Consider the following 18,529-nt stretch of genomic DNA (forward strand, 5'->3'; position numbering starts at 1 on the left):
CGAAGCATTCCGCTCCGTCATGGCGAGTGTGTCATGCCAGCAATCGAGGGGACTTCGTCGGCACAACTCCCCAGGCTGCAACTGTTCGGGCGTTTCCGCCTGACGCAAGCCGGGAAGGACATCAGCCTGCCGGGCCGCAAGGCCCGGGCTATCCTTGCCTACCTCTCGTTGGCCGCAGACCTCGCCGCAACGCGCGAGCAACTGTCATATCTCATGTGGACCGATCGCGGCTCGGACCAGGCCAGGGCCAGTCTGCGGCAATCGTTGAAGGAACTTCGCGAGCTGGCGGCCATCGGCACCGCCGTCACGACCACGCGCGACGAGGTGAAGCTCGACCGCACCCGGCTGGCGATCGATCTGTACGAGGTGGGCCATGCCGCGACCTCGCATGACCTCGACACCCTCGCCGGTCTGCTGGACGAGATCAGGGGCGACCTGCTGGAGGATTTCCTCGACGTGTCTCCCGGCTTTGACGACTGGCTTCTGGCCGAACGGCCGCGCCAGCGCGAACTGGTGCTTGCCCAGGCGGTGGGTGCCGTCGAAGCCAACGGGCTGGCGGACATGAAGAACGCCCGCAACATCCTGCGGTCGCTCGATCGCATCGATCCGGTTAACGAGGCCGTGGTTCGGCTTGGCATGCGGCTCGATCATGCCGGGGGCGACGGGGCGTCGCTGCATCGCCGTTACCGTCAGCTGTGCGACCGGCTCGAGCGCGAATTCCAGGCCTTGCCGTCCGAGGAGACACGGGCCCTACTCCATGCGCTGACCAGCGGCACGCCGCAGCTGGCCGTGACCTCGGTTCCGGCCCAACCGGCCGCACCCGCGAGGCCGGCGGCAGGGGCCGAACCCCAGCGCCTTTGCGGTGACATGCTTCCGCTGGTCCTGGTCGCCCCGTTGCAGACCCATGGCGAGGATGGTGCTCTCGCCTCGCTGGCGCAGTTCTGCGCTGACGACATGCGTACTTCCATCAGCCGTATTCGCGGTATCCAGGTGCTGGCGGTCGACGGGAGCGAGGCCGACGCGGTGGTGCAGCAGAGCGAGGACGCTCTGGGCCTCTACCTGCTGTCCGGCAGCATCCACCAGGTCGCCGACGACTATCGGGTGACGCTGCAGCTCGCCAACGGACAGAACCGCGTGATCATCTGGTCGGATTCGCTGCGGTTCGGGAGCGCCGGGGCAGAGATGCTCGATACGATTGTCGCCAAGGCCGCCGGTGCGACCCTGCCAGCGATCGACCGTGACCTTGAGGCGAGGTTGCGCCAGTCGTCGGAGGACCTGGACGATGACCGGACGATCTACACACGCGCGCGGCTGCTGATCCGCACCTCGGGACATCTCGAAGCGGTGCAGGAGGGAGTGCGGCTGCTCGAAGCCCTGGCGGAGCGCGATCCGCAACACCTTGGTGCACGGCTGCTGCTGATCCGGATGTACAACACCGCTTTCTGGCAGCAGATTTGCGGCCACGACGTCGGGCACTTCCGCGAGCTTTCGGACGGCCATCTCCAGGCTGCGGCCGCCATTGCGCCCGGGCATTTCGAAGTCAGGGTCCGCCAAGCCTGGTGTCAGTTGCGCAGTGGAGAGACAGCTTCGGCCCGGCGCAGCCTCGAGGCGGCGCTCAAGACTGTCTCGCACGACGCCGACCTGGTCAACATGTGCGCCATGGGCCTGTGCCATATCGGCGACCTCGACGAGGCTGAGCGCTTGATGCAGCAGGCCTTCTTCCTCAATCCCCTGCCGCCGAGCGACTATCACGCCGACTATGCCGTGATCCTGGCTTTGCGCGGCGACCATGAAACGGCGGAAGAGCACTTCGCCGTCTCGGGCGAGGAAGGCATGCAATATGCCGCGGTGCGGATCGCGAACGCCACGATGCTGAATGGCGGGGCAAGCAAGACTTCGCAGGTTGCCGCCAGGCTCGTCGCGGATTTCCATCGGGCCTGGCAGCAAGAGCGGAAGCCCGGCCTGCAGGACGTCCTCGACTGGTTCGGATACGCCATGCCCCTGAACCCGCCGGAGAACCTCGCCTGGGTCAGATCAGGCCTGCAGCGAACGCTGGAGCCGATCTGGCCAGCATAGCGCGGTAATGGCTGGTAAGGGGAGGCACCGCCATCTCCAGCGGCTTCCGGGGCTGACATTCGGATAGAGCTTTCACCAGCAGGGCGGTGTCGATCTGCTTGAGTGACGGAGCGGCTTCCAAGTCCCTCAGCGAAACGGGAAACGCCTGTCCGGTGCGCAATTGGTACTGCGCCAGACACGAAGGCCAGTCGCGGGTCTCGTACGGCGTGGTCCTGACAATGCGCTGCATGATCCGCAACGTCTTGGGCGGGAGATCGAATCCGAACAGCGCGTACTCCGCGTCGACCAGCGGAACTGATAGCGGTGCGAAGCCAAGCTCGGCCGGAGCGTGGACCAGCATGACAGCGTCATCGCGGACCAAGGCGCCACTGCGGTAGGCATCGTACAGCGTGCCCACCCCCGTCATACCGAAGCGTTCGAGCTCGGTGGCGCGCAACGCTCCGATACTGCCGCCTCCAAGCACCTGGACGCCCTGTGCGAGGAGGTTGAGTATCTCCTTGTGCCATACCGTGGGCGCCCCTCGAAAGTAGCCGTCGACCAGCCCCACCGCCACGGGTGGATCGGACAGCAGGTCGGCCAGATCGCCGCACTGGGCCGGAGGGCGGAGTTCGATTCCGGGAGGAATGACCTGACCCGCGATGCTCGGACCCGCGAAGAGAATCTTCCGCGAACTCAAAGGTTGTCGAATGCCGTTGGCCACCAAAGCGGACTGAGCGACTGGCGCCTGAGGCTCGACCCTGGGTCCGCGGAACTCGTCGAGGAGGCCGGGCGCAAGCACGTGGGCGATATGGAGACCCGGGCATGGAGGCAGATGATCGAAGGCCACGAGCGGCACGCTGGTGATCCGGCTTACCTGTTCGGCCAGCCGGTCAAGGCACTGCTCGCTGCTAGTGCATTCAATGGTCGGAATTGACCGCCAGTCGTGGGGGCCGTCGTCGAAAGCCAGCGTATTCAGCAGTATGCCGATATTTCGCTCCTGCCGGTCCCGGTATTCGTCTGGCGTAAGGTCATCGCGAGCGCCCGCCACGAGCGTGGCCAGGCCCTGCACCGCCTCGAGCAGCGCTCTGATGAAGGCGATGCGGGCGTCAGGGTAGCAGCCGTTTCCCGAGACCGGGGTGATATCGTCGGCGCAGGCCTGCATATCGAACAGGGTCACCTCGAAAACCGGAACGGCAAAGTCGCTGGCCAGGCTCCAGGCGCGCACTTCGAGGCCCGCTCGTTCGACATAGGTCAGCAGGCGCCGGATGACGCTGTCCTCTACGGTTGCAAGCGACACTTGCATCGCCCTGCGCTCGCTAGGGCGAAGGCGATGGAAGCGGGCGACGAAGTGATGCTCCAGCAGCTCGGCAATGCCGGACGCGAGCGCCTCGGTTCGGGTGTTGCCGGTCGCAAGCCCGTTCGACGTGGCGATGAAGTCGAGATTGCCATCCGTGAAGTCCAGCGAAAGCAAGTCCCAAGGCATCGCGCACGAGGCGCCCGTCGACAGGTTCGTGCCGGTTAGCCATGCCCTGGACAGCGATGGGGAGAGATCGATCGCCAGAGCGTCCCTCGCGCCAGACCAGATGGCGATGTCGTCGGTCGAGAGTTCGGCCAAGGGCCGAACGTCACCAGGCCTGGCCAGGGTCTCTGCCCTCCAGAACTCGGTGGTTTCGAGCAGGGCGCCGACGATGGCGGCAGTGGGGGTCAGTCCCTTGCCTTGTGACACGGTGAATGAACGGGACGCTGGCCGGGTGGCCTGGAACACCGGAATGCCGCGGACACCGAACTGGGTTACGTCGGAGACGCGGGTCACACCGGCGGCGCGGCCTGCCGCAACCGCCAGCTTGAGCGTATCGGACAGCGATCGGCTGCGAAGTTCCACGCGCCCGCGGACCTGCGGGCTTCAGCCCGACTGCGTCTTCTTCCCGGATTGTCGCTTGGTAGAGAAATAGGTCCACTCTTGGGTGTAGTCACCCGGTTCCGGCAAGGTCGCGGCCTCTGGAATGGTCTTCATGTCGCGATCGACTGCACGTCGGCTTTCCCAAAGGTCGTCGAGCAAACGGGCGTTTCCACCAAGTGCCTTCGCATTGAACGAGGCAGCAATCTCAGCGAAGACGTAGTGAACGTCTCCCTTGTGATTGACTTTTATAAGATAATACTCTGGCAATCCGTCATCGGGGGGTGTGGTAGCCATCGCACTTCTCCTGATATTCAGGGAATTGAGCCGACCCGAAGTGCTTTGGAAAACACATATCTCATTTCAACTGCATTGTACAAAATATAAATTCTGCATGAGTGCTAGAATAATGCTCTGAAATAATAACACATTTCATTCGTGACACGTCGTTTCAGGCGATAAGGCGCTCAGCAAGCCCACTCAACTGGTCGCGCAATAGTTTCGTCCCGAGGCGGTTATGCCAAGTTGCGGCGGGCGCCATCCTTCCGCCGCAATATCCTTTCTGATAAGCGCCGGGAGAGGAATGTCCCCGAATTGATTCTGTTTCATCCTGGATGTCACAGGGTTGTCATATCGGGTGACCATTGGCGGGTTGTGGACGAGACGATGATTCTGCGCGCTTTGGGGGCCATGGCCCTGTTGCCGGCGGCTTTACTTGCCGCCGGTCCCGCGCGCGCCGATGTCCTCGAAATCGGATCCGGCGGAGAGGCCCAGTGGATTTCGGGACCCCATGCCGCTCCCGTAACCCACGCCCAGACGCCATCGGTTCCGTTGGCCGAAGTTCCCGCCGAAGCTCGCGTCGTCCCCGAATATGGCGTCGCGAATACGGCGCGGCATGCCGAAGTCGTCCCCGATGCCTACGCCGCCAAGGTGGCCGAACTCGCCGCGCGGTTCGACTTGAGCCCGGCCTTGATCGAGGCGCTCGTCTGGCAGGAAAGCCGCTGGCGCACCGGCGCGGTTTCGCCGGCGGGTGCCCGCGGCCTCGCCCAGTTGATGCCCGGAACGGCGCGCGATCTGGGCGTCAATCCCGACGATCCCTTTGCCAATCTCGAAGGCGGGGCCCGTTACTTGCGCGCCCAGCTCGATCGGTTCGACGGCGACATCGAGAAAGCCCTCGCGGCGTACAACGCCGGGCCGGGCCGGGTCGCCGCTGCCGGTGGGATTCCCCGTATTCGTGAGACCCAATCCTACGTCGCCTCCGTAATGGGGCGCCTGTCGGATCATTCCCGGAGTGAAGACTGAAGATGCGTTCGACTGTCCGTCTTGCCGCGCTTGCCGCGCTGTTCCTTCCCGCCGCCGCCCAGGCCCAATCGGCCAATCCCGCCGGCTCGGGACCGATTGTCGCGGCGCTTGGCTGGCTTCAGGGGACGCTGCTCGGAAATGTCGCCACGGCCGTTGCGGTCATGGCCGTGGCAGCGGTCGGCTTCATGATGCTGACCGGACGGATGAACTGGCGCTTCGGCGCGACGGTGATCATCGGCTGCTTCATCCTGTTCGGCGCGGCCTCGATCGTCGCGGGCATCCAGTCCGCCGCGGCCGTCGGTTGAGCGGGGGGCTGAGATGGAACTGGTCCGACATCCGGTCCATCGAGCCCTGACCCGGCCGCAGATGTTCGCCGGAGTGACCTTCAACTACTTCGTCATCAACGGGCTGGTGACGACGGAGATGTTCCTGATCCTCAAGAGCCTGTGGATCATCCCGATTCCGTTCGTGATGCATGCCATCGGATATTTCGCCTGTCTGCGCGAACCCCGGATCTTCGACCTGTGGCTTACCAAGGTGAGCCGTTGCCCGCGGGTGAAGAACTGGAAGCGCTGGGGTTGCAACAGCTACGCGGCCTGACCGCGAATACGGCCCGCCAGGGGGCGGGAAGGAGCAAGTGCGATGGGGACTAAGTGGCTGGGAGCCGCCGCGTGGAGCGCGAAGGAAGCGCACGCGGGTGACCGCCTGCCCTATGCCCGGCTGGTCGACGAAGGGACTCTGCTCCTGCGCGACGGCTCGCTGATGGGGGCGCTGCAGGTCCCGGGCCTGCTGTTCGAGACCGAGGATACCGAGGCGCTCAACGCCCATTCGGCCACGCGCGAGGTCATGCTCCGCTCAAACCTCGACGCCCGGTTCGTCATGTACCACCACGTGATCCGCCGCCGCGTCTCGATCGAGCTCGAGGCGGGTTTCGAGGATCCCTTGAGCGCGCATATCGACCGCCGTTGGCGCGAGAAGCTGTCGCGCGGTTCGCTGTTCGTGAACGACCAGTTCGTCACCCTGGTGCGGCGTCCGGCGCGCGGCAAGGCCGGGCTGGCCGAACGGGCCGGCAAGATGTTCCGCCGCCGGACCGAAGGGGTCGAAGCCGATCCTCGTGAAGTGCGCGCGCTGCGGGCCGCGCTGCAGTCTCTGGCCGCCTCGCTCGGTCTCTACGGAGCCCAGCCGCTGGGTGACTACGCCGGTCCCGGCGGCACGGTGAACAACGAACTGCTCGAACTCCTGAGCGCGCTCTACAACGGCGAGATGCGTCCGGTGCGCAAACCTTCGGACGAGACCGACGTCGGCAAAATGCTGCCCTATCGCCGCGCCAGCTTCGGGCTCGACGCGATGGAGTTGCGCGGTGCCGGCGGCCTTGCGGGCGTAGCGGACTTTGCCGCCATTCTCAGCCTCAAGGACTATCCCGACGCGACCAGTCCGGGCCTGCTCGATCCGCTGCTGCGCCTGCCGTTCGAAATGGTCGTGACCGAGAGCTTTGCCCCGGCGGAGCGCCAGACCGCGCGCGAGCGGATCGACCTCGCGCTGCGCCGCCTGCGGTCGGCGGACGAGGAAGCGATGGCCGAACGGGGCGAGATGCTCTCCGCTCGCGATGCCCTTGGCAGCGGCTCGGCGGCGTTTGGCGACCATCACCTCTCGGTCCTGGTACGGGCGGGCGACCTCGTCCGCCTCGACGATGCCAGTGCGCAAGTCGGCGCTGCCCTCGCCGACATGGGCGCGATCGCCGTGCGCGAGGATACCAACTTAGAGCCCGCCTTCTGGGGCCAGTTCCCGGGCAACGAGGCCTACCTCGTGCGCCGGGGCATGATCTCGAGCGCCAACATGGCGAGCTTCGCCTCGCTTCACGGCTTCGCGCTGGGCCAGGCGACCGGTAACCACTGGGGCGACGCGGTGGCCCTGCTCGAAACCACGAGCGCGACGCCGTTCTTCTTCAACTTCCACCAGGGCGACTTGGGCAACTTCTCGGTCATCGGACCCTCGGGCTCGGGCAAGACGGTGGTGATGAACTTCCTGGCCGCCCAGGCGCAGAAGTTCGCCCCGCGCACGATCCTGTTCGACAAGGACCGCGGCGCCGAGCTGTTCATCCGCGGCATCGGCGGGCGTTACGACCGCATCCATGCGGGCGAGCCCACCGGGTTCAACCCGCTCGCCCTGCCCGACAGTCCGGCCAACCGCGCGTTTCTGCGCGACTGGCTCGGCGTGTTGCTCCAGGCCGAAGGGCCCGAAGAGCTCGCGACGATCTCCGGCGCGGTCGACGCGGCCTATGCCAACGACGCCTCGCTGCGGCGCCTGCGATTCTTCCGCGAGCTGCTCTCGGGCGCACGCCGCCCGCAGCCGGGCGACCTGGCCGACCGCCTCTCCCCCTGGATCGAGGGCGGTGAGCATGCCTGGATGTTCGACAACGCCGAAGACCGGCTCGACCTCTCGACCCGTGTGATGGGCTTCGACATGACAGCGCTGCTCGAAAGCCCACGGCTGCGGACTCCGACGATGATGTACCTGTTCCACCGCATCGACGAACGGCTCGACGGTTCGCCGACGATGATCCTCATCGACGAAGGATGGAAGGCGCTCGACGACGCGGTCTTCGCGGCGCGCATTCGCGACTGGCTCAAGACGCTGAGGAAGCGCAACGCGCTGGTCGGGTTCGCCACCCAAAGCGCCCGTGACGCGCTCGACAGCCGCATCTCGGCGGCACTGGTCGAGCAGACCGCGACGATGATCTTCATGCCCAACGCCCGCGCCCGGGCCGAGGACTATTGCGACGGCTTCGGCCTGACCGCGCATGAGCTGGCGCTGATCCGCAGCTTGCCGGCCCACAGCCGCGCGTTCCTGATCCGGCAGAGCGACGCCTCGGTGGTGGTGCGCCTCGATCTCTCAGGTGCCAGCGAAGTGCTGACGATCCTCTCCGGCCGCGAAAGCGCGGTGCGCCGGCTCGACCTCATCCGCGAAGCCGTCGGCGATCACCCTTCGGCCTGGTACCCGATCCTCACCGGCCGCTCGTGGCCCGGCGGGCAGGACGGCGACCGGCACGATGATGCCGAGGACGGCGGGATCATGGCCTGGGAGGCGGCCCAGTGACCGTATCGCTCGATCCGGCCACTTGCCAGCAGGCGCTCGACGGCGTCGGCAGCGGCGTGGCCGCGAGCCTCTATGCGGTCGACTGTGCCGCCACCGCCACCGCGCAGGCCGCGTTCGGACGCCTGTTCGGTACCGACGGCGCGCTGCTGCCGGTTCTGACGATCCTGCTGACGCTGTTCGTCGCTTTCTTCGCCTTTGCCCTCATCACCGGCCGCTCGAACCTCGGGATCGCCTCGCTGACCCCGCGGATGATGACGCTCGGCCTGGTGCTGACCTTCGCCACGAGCTGGATCGCCTACCAGGGTGTGGTGTGGAACCTCGCGGTCGGCGCGCCCGACCAGATCGCCAGCTTGCTCATGGGCACTCGAGGGTCCGCCACCCAGCTCTTCGCCGGGCGGATCGACGTCGTGTTCAGCGCGCTGATGGAGGCCGACAACGCCCGAAACGCCGGCGGTGCTGGAGCAGCGGCGGTCTCTACCTTCTCGCCCCCCGGCCTGATGTGGCTGGGAGCGACGCTGCTGCTTCTCGGCACGGTGGGCATTCTCGCCACCACCCGCATCGCCTTGGCGGTGCTGCTGGCGCTTGGCCCGGTGTTCGTGGTGCTGGCCCTGTTCCCCGCGACCCGTGGCCTGTTCACCGGCTGGCTCAAGGGCGTGATCATGCTCGCCCTGGCGCCGCTATTCGCAGTGCTCTGCGGCACGCTGATGCTGGAGCTTTCGGTGCCGGTCCTGCGCACCCTGATCGAAGCCCCCAATGGCGAGATCGACCCGCGCGCGGCCATGGCCTTCTTCGTGATCGGCGCGGTGCACCTGTCGCTGATGATCATGGCGCTGAAGGTCGCGGGCACCATGGTCGCCGGATGGACCGTGTTCGGCCTGACCGGTTCGGGCAAGGAAGCGAGCGGCGGCTCGACGATGAGCTCGAGCCGAATTCCACCCGCGCCCCCAGCGATCGCGCCCGCCGCCCAAAGTGCTGCTTCCGCGCCGGCGCCCTCGCGTGAGATCAGGCTGTCCGCCACCACGCCGGTCGCCGCCAACGACACGACAGGCGGCGCTGCGGGCACCAGCCGCGAGACGCGCATCGTGGGCCCCGGCGCCGTCGCGGCTCCCCAGGCCGCTGCCAGCAGTGCCAATGCCTCCCTTTCGCGCGCCCGCGGCGTCGGTAGCCGCTTCCGCGCCGTCCCCCATAAAATGCCGGAGACCATCCGATGAACCGCCCCCTTTTCGCCGCCGCCCTGCTCGCCGGGTCGGTCCTGCTTCCGGGCGTCGCGCTCGCCGACGACCCGCGTCTGGTCGAGCGGGTCTACGATCCGAACAAGGTCGTGCGCATCGAAGGCAAGCCCAACGTCCAGGCCGCGATCCGCTTCGCCGAGGACGAGCATATCGAAAACGTCGCCATCGGGGATTCCAACGCCTGGCAGGTGACGCCCAACAAGCGCGCGAACTTGCTTTTTGTTAAACCGCTGTCGGAACGAGCGGTGACCAACATGACCGTGGTCACCGACCGCCACACCTACCTGTTCGACCTCGTCGCCAGCCCGGCGGCGCGCAATCCGATCTATGTTCTCGCCTTCAAGTATCCTGAGGAAGAGGCGGCCGTTCAGCAGGCCGATGCCGAGGCGGTGGTACCGCAAGCGCCCAACGCCGTCGAAGTGGCCGCGGTCAGCGATCCTTACGCCGTGGTCGACCCCGCAGAGCTCAACTTCGCCTGGCAGAGTTCGGGTGACGCCTCCCTGCTGCCGGCGCAAGTCTATGACGACGGAGAGGCGACGTTCCTCACCTGGGCCCCGGGCTCCACGCTGCCCGCGATCCTGGTCAAGGATTACGAAGGCACCGAAGGCCCGGTCAACTTCGCGGTGCGCGGCGATGTCATCGTGGTCGACGGCGTGCCGCGCGAGATCGTCCTGCGCGCCGGGGACGACATGGCCAAGCTCGCCAATCGCGGACCCGCTCGTGCGCCCAAACAGGCCCAACCGGGGATCGCCCGCGCCAATGGCCAGCCCGCCACGGAGGTGAAGTGATGAAGCTCGCCATGCGTCTTCCCGAGAAAGGCCGGGCCGCTGCCGCCAACGACCCGCGTGACGAGGCCTCGGCCGAAGTCATCGACTTGGCCAGCCGCACTGCCTATCCGGTCGTCGCCCAGCGCAAGGGCCGCTCCGACGCGCTCGGCCTTGCGGCCGGTGTCGGCTTCGTCGCCCTGCTCGGTGCCGCGACGCTGTGGGGTCTCAACACCACGCGCATAGGCGACGAGCAGCAGGCCGCCGCGCCCCAGCCCGCCGCGCCCGCACCGTTCGTGGCGCCGCCTCCGGCGCAACCGGCTCCGGTTGCCGCTCCGGTTGCGCAGCCGGACCCCGCCCCGGCGCCGGTCCTGGCGCAAGTCCCGGGCATGGCGGCCATGCCGGTCACCAACCCTTATTCCTCGCCGACGCTGGTGTTCGATGCCAGCTCGCTCCCGGTGCCGATTGCCGAGGCGATTGCGGAGGCCACCGCGGCAGGCCAGGCCGAAGGCCGACCCCAGGGTGACGACTTCGCCAGCCGCATCGGCGGCGTAGGTGGCGGTCCGACGCAGGCGCGCAACGACATCGACCCCAAGACCACGGTCACCCAGGGCACGCTGATCCCGGCGGTGCTGGAGACCGCGATCAACACCGACGTGCCCGGTTTCGTCCGCGCGGTGGTGAGCCAGGACGTGCGCAGCTTCGACGGCACCCGCGTGCTCGTCCCGCGCAGTTCTCGCTTGATTGGCCAATACCAGTCGGGCCTCCAGGCCGGGCAGAAGCGCGCTTATGTGATCTGGACCCGGCTGATCCGTCCGGACGGCGTCTCGGTCGCGCTCGCGTCTCCGGGCACCGCCTATGACGGTTCGGGCGGGTTGCCGGGCAAGGTCGACACGCACTTCTTCCAGCGCTTCGGCTCTGCGATCCTGCTGTCGGTCATCGGGGGGCTCGCCGCGAGCAGCACCAGCGGCGCTTCGGTGATCGTCGGCGGTGGCCAGACCGCGGCTTCGACGGCGCTGCAGCAGAACGGCCAGATCTCACCCACGGTGCGCGTACGCCCGGGCGAGCCGATCCGGGTCGTCACCGCGCGCGATCTCGACTTCTCGACCGCCCCGCGCCTTTAGATCTGCGATGAGCGCCCGCGTCCATCCCCTGCCGACTCCGGCCGAAGCGCCGCCGGCTCCGGTCAGCGGCAGTGTCTACCTCGACGCCTATCTGGCCCCGTTCAGCGAGTGGCTGGCGCGCGACACGGTGACCGAGATCCTGGTCAATCGTCCCGGCGAGGTCTGGATCGAGGACGCCGCGCATCCCGGGATGCAGCGGATCGAAACCGCGGCGATCGACGACAAGCTGGTCCAGCGGCTGGCGGAACAGGTCGCCCGGGTCAGTCACCAGGGCATCAACCGCGAGCATCCCCTGCTCGGCGCCACGCTGCCCGACGGCGCTCGTATCCAGGTCTGCGGCCCGCCCGCGACACGCAAGCACTGGGCTCTGGCCATTCGCCGCCACCGTCGGCTCGACTTACCGCTCGATGCTTACGACACCGGGCCGCTGCAGCCGGTGCGCGAGCCGGTGCTGCCCGATCCGGTGGCCGAGCCGGTCGCGTTCCTGCGCGCCGCCATCGCCGCGCGCAAGACGATCCTGATTTCCGGCGGCACCTCGACCGGCAAGACCACTTTCCTCAACGCCATGCTCGGGGAGATCCCTCGGCACGAGCGCGTCGTGCTGGTCGAAGACACCGCCGAGCTGCGCCTCCCGGGCGCCAACGGCGTCGGGCTGATCGCGGTCAAGGGCGAGCTTGGCGAGGCGCGGGTCACCGCCAACGAACTGCTCCAGTCGGCGCTGCGCCTGCGTCCCGACCGCATCGTGCTCGGTGAACTGCGCGGGGCGGAGAGCGTCTCGTTCCTGCGGGCGATCAACACCGGCCATCCCGGCAGCTTTTCGACCATCCACGCCAACTCCCCGCGCGGCGCGCTGGAACAGCTCGCGCTGATGGTCATGCAGACCGGCATCGGCCTCACTCGAACCGACACGGTCGCCTATGCCGCTTCGGTGATCGATATCGTGGTCCAGCTCGACCGCATCGAAGGCAAGCGCGGGATCAGCGCGATTGCCTGGAGCAAGGACCTGGCCTGAGAGCCAGCTAGCCCTTCCGGAAGGGCGTCCGCTCTCCGAGGTATAGCTGGTCCTGGGCAATGCCTGCCCGCTCCCGCTCGAGGAAATCGGACACCGCCGCGCGGAAGCCCGGGTCGGAGATGTAGTGCATCGAGCAGGTTTGCACCGGCTCGTAGCCGCGCGCCAGCTTGTGTCCCCCCTGCGCCCCGGCCTCGACCCTGGCGAGCCCTCGCTCGATCGCGGCGTCAATCGCCTGATAGTAACACAGCTCGAAATGCAGGAAGGGCTTGTCGACGACGCAGCCCCAGTAGCGCCCGTAGATCGCCTCCTCGCCGATGAAGTTGAGCGCCCCGGCAATCGGCTGACCGCCTTCGAACGCCAGCATCAGCAGGACCTGTTCGCCCATCCGCTCGGCGAAGAGGTCGAAAGCGGAGCGGGTCAGATAGGGATGGCCCCATTTGCGCGAGCCGGTGTCCTGGTAGAACAGCCAGAAGGCATCCCAATGCTCAGGCCTGATCTCCGCCCCGATCAGCGCCCGGATCTCCACGCCCTCCTGCGCCGCCTGACGCTCCTTGCGGATGGCCTTGCGTTTGCGCGACGCGAGTTCGCCGAGGAAGTCCTCGAATGTGGCGTATCCGCGGTTGTGCCAGTGGAACTGGATGTCGTTACGGGGAAGCCAGCCCGCCTGCGCGAACAGCGGGACCTGAGCGGGTTCGACGAAGGTCGCGTGCGCCGAAGAAAATCCGAGCTGCCGGCACACGCGTTGCGCCGCTTGCAGCAGGGGCGCGGCGTAGGCCGGGTCCGATAGCAGCAAGCGCGGCCCGGTCGCCGGAGTGAACGGCGCGGCGATCTGCAGCTTCGGGTAATAGGCGCCTCCGGCCCGTTCCCATGCGTCGGCCCAGGCATGATCGAACACGTATTCACCCTGGCTGTGACCCTTGGCGTAGGCGGGGAGCGCGGCAAGCAGGTGCCCCGCTCCATCCTCGATCACCAGCGGCGCGGGCGTCCATCCCGTTCCCGGCCCGACGCTTTCGGAGTCCTCGAGCGCGGTGAGAAAGGCATGCGACATGAAGGGATTGCCGCTGCCGGCGAGCGCGTCCCAGTCCTCTGCGGGGAGCGAGCCCACCGAGGGAACCATGCGGACTGTGAGGTCGGCGTCTGCCATTGGGCGGAGTCTAGGGATTAACGGGCTTCGATTGAACCCTGTGTGTTTCCGGCATGTGGTTCGACAAGCTCATCCCGAACGGAATTTGGTGATCAAGAGGAATTTGCTGACTCACTCACTCCGTTCGTCCTGAGCTTGTCGAAGGACGCCGGCGCAACCCTCGCCTTCCGCGATCGCCGTAGCGGCACTGGCTGCCGCCCTTTCCGCCAGAGCGGCGCTACGGACGGTCCAGGTCAGCAACGGCAATCCGCGCCGCTGCTGCCTTTCGGCGAAGCAGCTCGGGAGGTTGCGCACGTCGTAGGCGAGGAACTCCGGCTTTCCGCGCCAAAGGGACAGGCGGCGGGCCGCTGCGCCGGAATCGGATTCGCTGATGACGAGCCCTTGCACAGTGGCGGGCGCGTGGCGTGCGAACCAGTGGCCGACGCGCGGATCGAAGCTCATCACCGCGTGGGGACCGGCATATTCCTGGAGGTCTCGCACAATAGCGCGACAGAGCCCGTCGACCGGCATTCCGCGCCCAGTCTTGACCTCGATCAGCAAAGGCACGCGCCCGCCGATCTGCTCCAGCAACTGTCGCAAGGCGGGAATCCTGTCGCTCGAGCCGGTGAGCCCGATCTGGCCGAGCTCCGCCGCCGTTCGTCGGGCGACCGGACCACGCTCCCCCGTCAGCCGGTCCAACTCGAAGTCGTGGAACACCACCGCCCGGCCATCGGCAGTCAGTTGTACGTCGCATTCGATGCCGAGCCCCGCTGCGAGGGCGCGTTCGAAGGCCGTGGGAGAATTCTCGACCGCACCCGGCCCGTGCAGCCCGCGATGCGCGTAGGCGCCCCTCGTCAACCAGCCCACCCGCGCCGCATCGGGCGCGGGGGCCAGCCAGCGATCAAGGCTTGAGAGCAACGATCGCGTCCACCTCGACGGCCGCGCCTAGCGGGAGAACGGGCACACCGACCGCGGCACGGGCGTGCCGCCCGGCCTCGCCGAACACCTCGGCCATCAGATCGGAGGCGCCGTTGGCCACCTTGGCCTGGTCGGTGAAGTCGGCAGTCGAATTCACAAACGCCCCGAGCTTGACGATCCGCTCTACCCGGTCGAGAGAGCCGAGCGCAGCCTGAAGCTGGCTGAGGATCATGACCCCGCAGGCCCGCGCGGCGGCAAGGCCCTGTTCCAGCGTCACGCTCTCGCCCAGGCGGCCGGTCGCGAGCTGGCCGCCGATGAAGGGTAACTGCCCCGAAACGTAGGCCGTGTTGCCCGACACGACGACCGGGACGTAGGACGCAACCGGCGCGGCGGCGGGCGGAAGGGTGATGCCGAGTTCGGCAAGGCGGGCCTCGATGCTCATGACCGCGTCCCATGCAACGTTTCTAGCACCCACGGCAAGGCCTCCGCCCAGGTGTCGAGCCGCGCGTGGGCGTGCCCGGACTGGAGCGCGCAGGGGATATGCGGAGCCACCGCAGGCTCTCCGCAGAAGTGTAGCCGGGACACGTGTGGCAGCAGTCCCGCAGCCGACTCATGATGCTTGGCGATATCGTCGATGAAGACCACGCGATCGGCCCCGTACTGCTCGACGATCCGTCGCAGGGCCTCTCCCTTCGGGCCCTGGTTGGTGAACACCGGCAGCTCGATCCCATGCGTGAGCAACTGCTGCGCCCGCCCGTCACGGTACTTGTCGAGCAGGTTGGTCAGTACCACGACGTCGGCTTCGCGCTTGAGCTCAGCCATGGCCGCGGCGGCGCCTTCTATTTCGGTCTGCCGGTCGAACTCGGTGTCGAAGAAGCCCTGCAGCAGGCGCCAGACGTCGTCCTCCGCCACCAGATCGCCGCTTTCCTTGCGTTTCATCGACTGGACGAACGGATCGCCCTCGAGCCGGAAATCGATGCCGTGATCTTCGCCCAGCCAGTCACGGAAGTGCCGCACCATGTGCAGCAGCACTTCGTCGCAATCGGTTACCACCAGAGGCCGCGTCATAGGCCAATCCTGTCGCGCATGCCTGCCAGGACCGCCGGCTCTACTCCGAGCGACTCGGCCGCCGCGATCAAATCCGGCTCGTGCGCACAAAGGAAATCCAGCACCGCCCGCTGGGTTGCCGCGCTGCCAACCGTCTCGCGCAAAATTTCCGGCGTCAGGCCGGTGAGGTCCAGGAAACGCTGGGCGCGTGCCGAGTCGCTGAGGATCCAGGCCAGGGCCGTAAGGGCCGTCCCAGACGGCTCCTTAAACGTATCTTCACGACCGTTAATAATTGTCAGACTTCCATTAAGGGGTTAGTAGATAAACGATCTTCCGATTGGGGCCGGTAGATCATATGGGGGCCGCATGACGAAACGCATTCTCGTTGTCGAGGACAACGATCTGAACCGAAAGCTTTTTTGCGACGTTCTGACTGCCAGTGGTTTCGCCGTCGAACCCGTAGCTGACGGCAATGTCGCCATCGAGCGAGCGCGAAGCTTTATCCCCAATCTGGTCGTGATGGACATCCAGCTGCAGGAAGTCTCCGGCCTCGATCTTATCGCCAGCCTCAAGAAGGACTCGATTCTCGCCGACGTCCCCGTTCTCGCCGTGACGGCCTATGCCGGCAAGGGCGACGAAGAACGGATTCGCGAAGTCGGCGCCGAAGGCTATCTCGCCAAGCCGGTTTCGATCGGCCCGTTCATGGCCGCGGTGAAGGGTCTGGTGGGTCAGTAAACCCGCGCGAGCTCGATGGCGAAAGCCGCGAGCGTGATGACCAGCCCGGCAATGAACAGCCGATAGGCGTATCCCAGGAAGCGATACTTGCGCCGGTGAAGGACCTGGCCGTTCTGGTAGATGTCGCGCAGCATCAGCCGGAATATTTCTTCGTCGTCCCGGAGATCGCCCAGCAGTCCGTCGCTCCACTCCTGCTCGGTGCGGTCGTGATAGTGGCCGAAGAACAGCCGGTTACGCTGTTCGGCGGCATCGGGTTTCCCCACCGTTGGCATGACCGCGATGGCGCCGCACAGCGCGCTCAGAAAGGCAAACAGCGCAAGGATCGCCAGTGACCAGGGGAGAGGCCCGATCAAGGTCCGGCTGACCGCGATCGAGAACACCAGGAAGCTGGCGCCCATCAGGATCGAGGCTTTCTGGTCCGCCATCTGCGCCAGGACCAGCGTGTTGCGCTGTGCGGTCCTCAGCAGGTGGATGGCGTTAGGCGAATAGGCCGCGCCGGGGCCGCCTTCACCGCCTTGCCCAGGACCCGCCCGCTGCTCGGCCATAGCTCTCTCCGCCTGGGCCAGGACCGCCTTCGCCGAAGGCGGCTGGACTAACGACTATTCGACGCAGGGACTTGCCAGCGGGCCCTGCGCTTGACAAGCGGGGTGGCAAGGCGCTCTTCCGCGCCATTGGACGCGCGCACGCGCTGGAATTGAGGAAGATCTCATGGTTCGCGAAGACGTCGACAGCCGCATCCGCACGCTGATCGAACCGTTCAACAAGAAGAACGTCGAACTGGCCGACGCCACGACGTTTGCCGGCGATCTCGAGTTTGACAGCCTGACGGTCATGGATTTCGTCGCCGCGATCGAGGACGAGTTTGATATCATCATCAGCATGAACCAGCAGGCCGAGATCGAAAGCTATGGCGACCTCGTCGATGCCGTGTGCGAGTTGGCGAAGGACTGATGGCGAGCATGAGCGAGGGTATCAGCCAGGCCGACAAGCCCGAAGTGCTCGAAGGCCACGAGCGTGACTTGTTCAGCAAGTTCGACGACATCATACACACCCGCGAGACGTTGCTGGCCAGCGGGGTGGAAGATCCCTTCAGCCTGGTGATGGAGCAGGTGCTCTCTCCCACGAGGGCGATCTGCAATGGGCGCGATACGATCCTCCTCGGCACCTACAACTACATGGGGATGACCTTCGACCCCGACGTGATCGAAGCCGGCAAGCAGGCGCTCGAGAACTTCGGTTCCGGCACCACCGGCAGCCGCGTGCTCAATGGCACCTACCAGGGCCATCGCGAAGTCGAAGCCGCTCTGCGCGAATTCTATGCCATGGATCATGCCATGGTGTTCTCGACCGGCTACCAGGCCAACCTCGGGATCATCTCCACCATCGCCGGCAAGGGCGACTACATCGTCCTCGACATCGATTCGCACGCCAGCATCTGGGACGGCTGCGCGCTCGGCAATGCCGAGGTCGTGCCTTTCAAGCACAACGATATCGAGGCGATGGACAAGCGGCTCGGCCGCATTCCCGAAGGCGCCGGCAAGCTCGTGGTCCTCGAAGGGGTCTACTCGATGCTCGGCGACATCGCTCCGCTCAAGGAGATGATCGCGGTCGCCAAGAAGCATGGCGCGATGGTGCTGGTCGACGAAGCCCACTCGATGGGCTTCATCGGCGAACACGGCCGCGGCGTGGCCGAGGCGCAGGGGGTCCTCGACCAGGTCGACTTCGTCATCGGGACTTTCTCCAAGAGCGTGGGCACGGTCGGCGGCTTCTGCGTCTCCAATCACCCCAAGTTCGAGATCATGCGGCTGGTCTGCCGCCCCTATGTGTTCACCGCCAGCCTGCCGCCGAGCGTGGTCGCCACCGCCGCCACTTCGATCCGCAAGCTGATGCACGGCTCCAACAAGCGCGCCCACCTTTGGGAGAATTCCAAGCGCCTGCATTCGGGCCTGACGAAGCTCGGCTTCAAGCTCGGCACCGAAGAGCCGCAGAGCGCGATCGTCGCGGTGATCATGCCCGATCTCGAGCATGGCGCGGCGATGTGGGAGGCGCTTCTGAAGGAAGGCCTCTACGTCAACCTCGCCCGCCCGCCGGCGACCCCGGCGAACATGACGCTGCTGCGCTGCTCCCTCTGCGCGGAGCACTCCGCGGAAGAGGTCGAGACCATTCTCGGCATGTTTGAGCGCGCCGGGAAGGCCGTAGGAATCATCTAGGCTTCAGGCCCCTA

General features: G+C 66.4%; 20 protein-coding genes. 12 read left to right on the forward strand and 8 right to left on the reverse strand.

Annotation, left to right across the window (positions count from 1 at the left end; all coding sequences use genetic code 11):
* The first annotated feature begins 33 nt into the window (after positions 1-33).
* A complete protein-coding gene (locus tag KK137_RS12150; RefSeq protein ID WP_214536669.1) occupies positions 34-2,076 on the forward strand; it encodes a hypothetical protein in 2,043 nt (680 codons plus the stop codon).
* Here the strand turns inward: KK137_RS12150 and KK137_RS12155 are convergent.
* Together KK137_RS12155 and KK137_RS12160 are read right to left on the reverse strand one after the other, a co-directional pair.
* On the reverse strand, positions 2,030-3,937 hold the full coding sequence (locus KK137_RS12155; RefSeq protein WP_214536670.1) for a YcaO-like family protein: 1,908 nt from the start codon (positions 3,935-3,937) through the stop codon (positions 2,030-2,032). The genes KK137_RS12150 and KK137_RS12155 overlap by 47 nt on opposite strands.
* Positions 3,938-3,958: 21 nt before the next feature.
* Positions 3,959-4,249: a hypothetical protein gene (locus tag KK137_RS12160; RefSeq protein WP_214536674.1), complete on the reverse strand. Its 291-nt coding sequence runs from the start codon at positions 4,247-4,249 to the stop codon at positions 3,959-3,961.
* Between the two features lie 393 nt (positions 4,250-4,642).
* On the opposite strand from KK137_RS12160, the gene KK137_RS12165 reads away from it, so the two are divergent.
* The 8 genes from KK137_RS12165 to virB11 are packed head-to-tail and all read left to right on the forward strand — an operon-like array spanning position 4,643 to position 12,482.
* Positions 4,643-5,254: a lytic transglycosylase domain-containing protein gene (locus KK137_RS12165; protein WP_214536676.1), complete on the forward strand. Its 612-nt coding sequence runs from the start codon at positions 4,643-4,645 to the stop codon at positions 5,252-5,254.
* Between the two features lie 2 nt (positions 5,255-5,256).
* Positions 5,257-5,559 (forward strand): TrbC/VirB2 family protein, encoded by a 303-nt coding sequence (locus KK137_RS12170; RefSeq protein WP_214536677.1) that lies wholly within the window; start codon positions 5,257-5,259, stop codon positions 5,557-5,559.
* Between the two features lie 13 nt (positions 5,560-5,572).
* Positions 5,573-5,854, forward strand: a complete 282-nt coding sequence (locus KK137_RS12175; RefSeq protein WP_055923452.1) for a VirB3 family type IV secretion system protein — start codon at positions 5,573-5,575, stop codon at positions 5,852-5,854.
* A gap of 42 nt (positions 5,855-5,896) precedes the next feature.
* Complete coding sequence (locus tag KK137_RS12180; RefSeq protein WP_214536679.1) at positions 5,897-8,350, forward strand: VirB4 family type IV secretion/conjugal transfer ATPase; 2,454 nt, start codon at positions 5,897-5,899, stop codon at positions 8,348-8,350.
* The gene (locus KK137_RS12185) at positions 8,347-9,561 is read left to right on the forward strand and encodes a TrbL/VirB6 family protein (RefSeq protein ID WP_214536680.1); all 1,215 of its coding nucleotides are present in this window, start codon (positions 8,347-8,349) and stop codon (positions 9,559-9,561) included. The genes KK137_RS12180 and KK137_RS12185 overlap by 4 nt, the downstream gene beginning before the upstream one ends.
* Positions 9,558-10,370, forward strand: a complete 813-nt coding sequence (locus tag KK137_RS12190) for a TrbG/VirB9 family P-type conjugative transfer protein (RefSeq protein ID WP_214536681.1) — start codon at positions 9,558-9,560, stop codon at positions 10,368-10,370. Before KK137_RS12185 ends, KK137_RS12190 begins: the two co-directional genes overlap by 4 nt.
* Complete coding sequence (locus tag KK137_RS12195) at positions 10,370-11,470, forward strand: TrbI/VirB10 family protein (RefSeq protein ID WP_250893842.1); 1,101 nt, start codon at positions 10,370-10,372, stop codon at positions 11,468-11,470. The genes KK137_RS12190 and KK137_RS12195 overlap by 1 nt, the downstream gene beginning before the upstream one ends.
* 7 nt (positions 11,471-11,477) lie before the next feature.
* The gene (gene virB11 / locus KK137_RS12200) at positions 11,478-12,482 is read left to right on the forward strand and encodes a P-type DNA transfer ATPase VirB11 (RefSeq protein ID WP_214536683.1); all 1,005 of its coding nucleotides are present in this window, start codon (positions 11,478-11,480) and stop codon (positions 12,480-12,482) included.
* Between the two features lie 7 nt (positions 12,483-12,489).
* Here virB11 and KK137_RS12205 read toward each other — a convergent pair whose 3' ends face one another.
* The 5 genes from KK137_RS12205 to KK137_RS12225 form a co-directional block, all read right to left on the reverse strand.
* Entirely contained in the window at positions 12,490-13,626 is a 1,137-nt protein-coding gene (locus KK137_RS12205; RefSeq protein WP_214536685.1) for a GNAT family N-acetyltransferase, read from the reverse strand.
* 111 nt (positions 13,627-13,737) lie between these two features.
* A complete protein-coding gene (locus KK137_RS12210) occupies positions 13,738-14,523 on the reverse strand; it encodes a glycerophosphodiester phosphodiesterase family protein (protein ID WP_214536687.1) in 786 nt (261 codons plus the stop codon).
* The gene (locus KK137_RS12215; protein ID WP_214536688.1) at positions 14,507-14,965 is read right to left on the reverse strand and encodes a RidA family protein; all 459 of its coding nucleotides are present in this window, start codon (positions 14,963-14,965) and stop codon (positions 14,507-14,509) included. Before KK137_RS12215 ends, KK137_RS12210 begins: the two co-directional genes overlap by 17 nt.
* A complete protein-coding gene (locus KK137_RS12220) occupies positions 14,962-15,591 on the reverse strand; it encodes a P-loop NTPase family protein (RefSeq protein WP_214536690.1) in 630 nt (209 codons plus the stop codon). The genes KK137_RS12215 and KK137_RS12220 overlap by 4 nt, the downstream gene beginning before the upstream one ends.
* On the reverse strand, positions 15,588-15,869 hold the full coding sequence (locus tag KK137_RS12225) for a DUF3572 family protein (RefSeq protein WP_275950733.1): 282 nt from the start codon (positions 15,867-15,869) through the stop codon (positions 15,588-15,590). Before KK137_RS12225 ends, KK137_RS12220 begins: the two co-directional genes overlap by 4 nt.
* A 67-nt stretch (positions 15,870-15,936) precedes the next feature.
* Between KK137_RS12225 and KK137_RS12230 the strand changes: the two genes are divergently transcribed.
* Positions 15,937-16,305 (forward strand): response regulator, encoded by a 369-nt coding sequence (locus KK137_RS12230; protein WP_214536692.1) that lies wholly within the window; start codon positions 15,937-15,939, stop codon positions 16,303-16,305.
* Here KK137_RS12230 and KK137_RS12235 read toward each other — a convergent pair.
* Complete coding sequence (locus KK137_RS12235) at positions 16,299-16,850, reverse strand: Pycsar system effector family protein (RefSeq protein WP_214536694.1); 552 nt, start codon at positions 16,848-16,850, stop codon at positions 16,299-16,301. The two genes, KK137_RS12230 and KK137_RS12235, sit on opposite strands and share 7 nt — an antisense overlap.
* A gap of 163 nt (positions 16,851-17,013) precedes the next feature.
* On the opposite strand from KK137_RS12235, the gene KK137_RS12240 reads away from it, so the two are divergent.
* Together KK137_RS12240 and spt are read left to right on the forward strand one after the other, a co-directional pair.
* Positions 17,014-17,256 (forward strand): acyl carrier protein, encoded by a 243-nt coding sequence (locus KK137_RS12240; RefSeq protein WP_214536695.1) that lies wholly within the window; start codon positions 17,014-17,016, stop codon positions 17,254-17,256.
* 8 nt (positions 17,257-17,264) lie between these two features.
* On the forward strand, positions 17,265-18,515 hold the full coding sequence (spt, locus tag KK137_RS12245) for a serine palmitoyltransferase (protein WP_214536697.1): 1,251 nt from the start codon (positions 17,265-17,267) through the stop codon (positions 18,513-18,515).
* The last annotated feature ends 14 nt before the right edge of the window (positions 18,516-18,529 follow it).

Origin of the sequence: Croceibacterium selenioxidans (assembly GCF_018599195.1) — a bacterium.
GTDB classification, from domain to species: domain Bacteria; phylum Pseudomonadota; class Alphaproteobacteria; order Sphingomonadales; family Sphingomonadaceae; genus Croceibacterium_A; species Croceibacterium_A selenioxidans.